Genomic DNA, 5340 nt, shown 5'->3' with positions numbered 1-5340 from the left:
CCCGGTATGTGACGTCGATCGACGCGGAATCCGGGACGGTTACCGTTGGCGGCTCCGAGTACCTCACCGTCGACGGGCTCGTCGCGGACCGCCCGTACTGGCTCGCGGACGACACGATCCGGGAGATCGACTGCGAGGTGCAGGTTCGCGCCCATGGCAACGTCGTGCCTGCCCGCCTTGTTCGCGTCGATGGCGCGGACGGTGAGGAATTCCACCTCGATCTCGGCGAGCCGCTTCGCGGTGTCGCTCCCGGACAGGCCGCCGTCATCTACCGGCCCGACGCCGCACATGGCGACCGTGTGCTCGGCTCTGCCACGATCCGCGATACGCGTTCTGTCGCGGTGAGCGCGTAGCAGGGGCGGTCGACCAGGTGCACACACTTGCCACGTCGTCGGCGGCGTTTGGCGGCTCCGATGTGCGCGCGGCCGCGCGCATCGCGCTAGGGGAGACACCGGAGCTGCCCGTGCTCCCGGCGCTCGCCGAGCGAGGCATCGGCGCGGACCCGGTCGGGCGCACCGCCGCGTTGCTCGTCGACCTCCCCGTCGACACCTCTCCCCGCGCCTGGCGGTTGAGCGATACGCGTGGCCGTTCCGGCCGCCGAGCCGCCGACTTCCTGGACCGAGATCTCGACGCGATCGAGGAACAATTCGAACTTTCCCGGGGCGCGGTGGTCGATGGCGGGTCGGCGCTACCGGCACGTGGGGTACGCGTCGAGGTGTGCGGGCCATGGACTATCGCAGCCCGCCTCGAGCTTCCCGGGGGCCGTCCGGCGCTTGGGGACTCGGGCGCACGTAGGGACGTGGCCGAATCCCTTCGTGAGGGCCTGGGCGCACTTGCCGACCGCATGCATTCACGGCTCGGGGTGCCCGTGCGTTTCGTTCTCGATGAGCCGCTGCTGTGGCACATCGCCTCAGGCGCCGTGCCCGCCCCCAGCGAATTCGATCCGGTGGCACCTGTTCCCGCCGAGCGCCTCGCGACGGCACTGTCCAGGTTCGCCGCGGCCCTCCGGGCCTATCCGGTCGAGGGCGTGTTCGCCGCCGTGCCGTGCAGGGGCGATGAAGGCCCCGCGCCGCGTTGGGGCGTGCTCACCGAACCTCCCGCCGGGAAACCGCGCGTGGACGGCATCGTCGTCTCTGCAGACGATCTGCTCCCATGGTCCGGTCGGGGCCCCGCCGCGGGCGCCCACGGCTGGGCGGACGGAGATTCCGATCCGCAGGCCTTCGCGCTCCTCGACGTGCTGGGCACTTTCATCTCTGACGGCGGACGTGCCGAAATCCACCGACCGCACCTCTTTCGCGGTCTTCGGCAGGAAGCGCCCCGGACCGCAGAGGAGGCGGAGGCCATGGCTGTACAACTCGTGCGCCTGATCGATCGGCTCGCGATCGAACATCCGGCCGCCGTGGACGCGCTCTCGCTGGCCGCGGGCGCGGAGGATATCGGCGGGGACACCGCACATGCGGCTCGCGCGCTCGCAGCGGTGCGGCGCATCGCGGATGTTCTCCCTCGGGTCGCCAGCTAGGGGCAGCCGGCCCGAGGGCACTTCATAGAGTGATCTACCCCTGCTGCGCGGGAACGTTAAGCGCCCAGAGAACACCGAACTTGTCGACGATCTGGCCGTAATGATCGCCCCACGGTGCAAGGTCGAACGGCATTTCGACCTTTCCTCCTGTGGAGGTGAACTTCTCGATCATGGCCTTCGCTTCGTCGACCGAATCGAAGTACAGAAGGAACGAATAGTTGTGGATGTCGAGAGGATCCGGATTCTCGGCCAGCGAGTCACCACCGGCCAGGGGAACCGGCCCCTCGAGCTGAGCGTGGGCGACGGCGTCCGCAGGCGGAGTGAATGGCATCCCTTCCATGGGGTTATCGCCGTACTTCATGATCTGAGCGGTGCCGCCGAAGATCTCGGCGTAGTACGACATCGCCTCGGCGGCGTTGCCGGGGAAGGAAATGTAGGAATAGAACTGGATCGACATGCTCGTGGCCCCTTGAACGATAGTGGGTGGCGAAAGCAGCGGTCCGCCGCTCTCGCGTTCGAGCGTACCGACGGTCGAAGGGGCCGGATTGTCCGAACGTGCGCTGCTCAGCCGCCGATCGGCCAGGCCGTATTCACATCCGTGGCAGGGCGCCCCTGGCGTTCCAGGTAGGCGCGGAAGCTCTCCTGGCGCTCGGCGTGCCAAGCGGCTTGTTTGTCATTGAACTCGGTCCACGTGGCCGCCTGGACCTGTTCGTGGGCCGCGAGTTTCCACGCGAGCCGGGCGGCGGCGAGGGCGTCGACCGCGGCGTCGTGGGCGCCTTCGAGGGTGATGTCGTAGTGCTCGCACAACGCTGTGAGCGTCCTCTTGCCCTTGCGGTACGGGTCGATGGCTCGGTCGATCACGTAAGGGTCTAGCACGGGCCCGGTGACTTCGAAGGACGAATCGAGCCGGTGCAGAATCGTGAGATCGAAGGGTGCATTGAACACGACGAGCGTGTAGCCGGCGTCCCATCCTGCTCGGATGCCCTCGATGGTTTCGGCGATAACCTGAGCGTGGTCCTGGCCATTGCTGCGGGCGTGCTCTGTGGAGATTCCGTGAACCGCCGTCGCCTCGGCGGGAATATCGACGCCGGGGTCCGCGAGCCACTGGCGCTCCTCGACCTCAGCTCCGGTGATGCGCAGCAGCGCGGAAGTGACCACGAGCGCGGTGGCCGGGTTCGGCCCCGTGGTCTCCAGGTCAAAGGACAACAGCTTCGAACGGTCGACGGGACCGGTAATCGGCGAAGGCGCAGCGGGCATCGAGACTCCTTGTGGGCAAAGCGACCCTTCCACCGTAGGACACCGCCGAACGCGGTGGGGTGCGCACGCCGGGTGGACCCGGGATTGGCGCGCCCGGGCGCCGGCATGGCCGGGGCTACTACGCTTGGACAGCGTGAGCGAAAAGCCGGACCGCAACGAAGAATCAGCGCCTGCGACGTCAGCAAGCGAGGACATCCCGTCGAAGGTGCGCGCGCAATGGCAGGAACTGGCAGAGGAGCTGCGCGGGCACCAGTTCCGCTACTACGTCAAGGACGCGCCGATCATCAGTGACGGCGAGTTCGACGCGCTGCTGCGGAAGTTGCAAGATCTCGAGGACGCGCACCCCCAGCTGCGGACGCCCGACTCGCCGACTCAGGTCGTCGGCGGCGGGTTCGAGACGGATTTCGCATCGGTGGAACACCTGGAGCGAATGCTGAGCCTCGACAACGCCTTCAGCGAGGAGGAGCTGAGGGACTGGGTGCACCACGCGACGGAGGAATCCGGGGCTTCGGCTGCGGACCTGCCGTTTCTGTGTGAACTCAAGATCGACGGAGTTGCGATCGACCTGGTGTATCGGGACGGAGTACTCGAACGTGCGGCGACCCGCGGCGACGGGACCACGGGCGAGGACGTGACGCTCAACGCGCGCACGATCGACGACATCCCCACCGAACTCACTGGCACCAGGGACCGCCCCATCCCCGCGCTGCTCGAGGTACGAGGCGAGGTGTTCTTCCGGCTGGAGGATTTCGAGCAGCTCAATCGTTCCCTCGTGGAGGCGGGCAAGGACCCGTTCGCCAACCCTCGCAACAGCGCCGCGGGATCGCTGCGGCAGAAGAACCCGGCGGTCACGGCCAAGCGGCGCCTGGGGATGATTTGTCACGGCCTCGGCGCAGTCGAGGGCGCGAATTTCGAATCGCTTCACGACGTGTACACCGCGCTCGGCGAGTGGGGCCTGCCGACCTCCGAGTACACCACGCAGGTCACAGGCGCCGACGCCGTGATCGAGCAGATGAAGTATTGGGGCGAGCATCGCCACGACCCCGTGCACGAGATCGACGGACTCGTGGTGAAGATCGACGACCGTAGCGTGCAACGGCGACTGGGCTCGACCTCGCGTGCCCCGCGGTGGGCGATTGCCTATAAGTATCCGCCGGAGGAGGTGACGACGCAGCTGCTCGACGTTGCGGCGAGTGTCGGTCGCACCGGGAGGGTCACTCCTTTCGCGAAGATGAAGCCCGTGCTCGTGGCCGGTTCGACCGTGGCGATGGCGACGCTGCACAACCAGACCGAGGTCACGCGTAAAGGCGTCCGCATCGGTGACGACGTGGTGATTCGCAAGGCCGGCGACGTGATCCCCGAGGTGCTCGGACCCGTCGCCGATACCCGCGACGGGACCGAGTGGGACTACCGGTTCTCCACGCTGTGTCCGGAATGCGGTTCGGAACTCGCACCCGCGAAGGACGGTGACGCAGACTGGCGTTGCCCGAACCAGCAATTCTGCCCCGCGCAGCTGCGCCAACGGCTGATCTATCTCGCCTCCCGTTCCGCCCTCGATATCGAAACGCTGGGGGAGAAGGGTGCTCGCGAGCTCCTCACACGCGGCGTGCTCTCGGACGAATCGACCCTGTTCTCGCTCACCGCGGCGGACCTGGAGCGCACCGATCTATACACGACCAAGTCCGGGAAGCTCGGCGCGACGGGAAAGAAGCTTCTCGAGCAACTCGACGGCGCGAAGGATTATCCGCTGTGGCGGGTTCTCGTCTCGTTGTCGATCCGCCATGTCGGGCCGACGGCCGCGCGTGCACTCGCTACGAAGTTCGGATCCATGGACGCCATTCGCTCGGCAAATGTAGAGGATCTTGCCGACACCGACGGAGTCGGCGCGACCATCGCACAATCGGTGCTCGACTGGTTCGAGGTGGGTTGGCATCGCGACATTGTGGACCGCTGGGCCGCAGACGGGGTGTCGATGGAGGATGAGCGCGACGAGTCGACTCCGCGCACGCTCGAGGGCCTCACCATCGTCGTCACGGGATCGCTCTCCGGATTTACACGCGATGGCGCGAAGGAGGCGATCATCTCCCGCGGCGGCAAGGCGTCCGGTTCGGTGTCGAAGAAAACCGATTACGTGGTGGTCGGCGACTCGCCCGGGTCCAAGGCGGACAAGGCGGAACAGCTCGGCGTGCCGGTGCTGGATGAGGACGGCTTCCAGGCGCTCATCGACGGCGGGCCGTCCGCGCTCGAATAGGCCTTCTGGCCGCCTCGCACCGCGAAAGCGGGCGCGGGCGGGGCGGCTGCGGAGCTACTTGGCGACGGAACGCGCGGACGCGGGGAGCACGGAGCTGACGATGCCCGCGAAGTACCCGAACCGCGCGAGCTCGGCAGGCCGGAAGTCCGGCCCGCCGATGCGACCGATGACGAGCACGAGATTCTCGCCCAGACCGGCCGAGGCCAACGCGGTGTCCATGACCGTCCACGAGTCCGGCAGACCCTCGGTGGCGGGATCGACCTCGATGGCATGTTCGCCGACCGGCATCGGAACGTCGAGAGAATCCGCATCG

The 5340-nt window shown here is 67.3% G+C and carries 5 protein-coding genes and 1 pseudogene; 3 read left to right on the top strand and 3 right to left on the bottom strand.

The window, feature by feature from the left end:
• Both K8V11_RS07180 and K8V11_RS07175 read left to right on the top strand, forming a co-directional pair.
• On the top strand, positions 1-353 hold a 353-nt coding region (locus K8V11_RS07180; RefSeq protein WP_369693050.1), incomplete at its 5' end, for an aminomethyltransferase beta-barrel domain-containing protein.
• A gap of 17 nt (positions 354-370) precedes the next feature.
• Positions 371-1519 carry a cobalamin-independent methionine synthase gene (locus K8V11_RS07175; protein ID WP_303912078.1) on the top strand — a complete coding sequence of 383 codons (1149 nt, stop codon included), beginning with the start codon at positions 371-373 and terminating at the stop codon, positions 1517-1519.
• A gap of 34 nt (positions 1520-1553) precedes the next feature.
• On the opposite strand, the gene K8V11_RS07170 is transcribed toward K8V11_RS07175, so the two are convergent.
• Together K8V11_RS07170 and K8V11_RS07165 are read right to left on the bottom strand one after the other, a co-directional pair.
• Positions 1554-1976 (bottom strand): VOC family protein, encoded by a 423-nt coding sequence (locus K8V11_RS07170; protein ID WP_303912076.1) that lies wholly within the window; start codon positions 1974-1976, stop codon positions 1554-1556.
• A gap of 107 nt (positions 1977-2083) precedes the next feature.
• Complete coding sequence (locus K8V11_RS07165) at positions 2084-2776, bottom strand: exonuclease domain-containing protein (protein WP_303912074.1); 693 nt, start codon at positions 2774-2776, stop codon at positions 2084-2086.
• A 193-nt stretch (positions 2777-2969) separates the two neighbouring features.
• Here K8V11_RS07165 and ligA point away from each other — a divergent pair, with 193 nt between their 5' ends.
• Positions 2970-5027, top strand: coding sequence for an NAD-dependent DNA ligase LigA (gene ligA, locus K8V11_RS07160; protein WP_303912080.1), 2058 nt, complete (start codon positions 2970-2972; stop codon positions 5025-5027).
• Between the two features lie 54 nt (positions 5028-5081).
• Here ligA and K8V11_RS07155 read toward each other — a convergent pair.
• Positions 5082-5340: pseudogene (locus K8V11_RS07155) on the bottom strand (hypothetical protein); the annotation flags it as partial.

It is taken from the genome of Dietzia timorensis, assembly GCF_020742175.1.
Lineage (GTDB): Bacteria > Actinomycetota > Actinomycetes > Mycobacteriales > Mycobacteriaceae > Dietzia > Dietzia timorensis_A.
This window is presented reverse-complemented; position numbering and strand designations above follow the sequence as displayed.

Bases quoted from the DNA above. Each gene is read 5' to 3' on its own strand.
- K8V11_RS07170 (WP_303912076.1), bottom strand. From the start codon at position 1,976: ATGTCGATCCAGTTCTATTCCTACATTTCCTTCCCCGGCAACGCCGCC.
- K8V11_RS07165 (WP_303912074.1), bottom strand. From the start codon at position 2,776: ATGCCCGCTGCGCCTTCGCCGATTACCGGTCCCGTCGACCGTTCGAAG.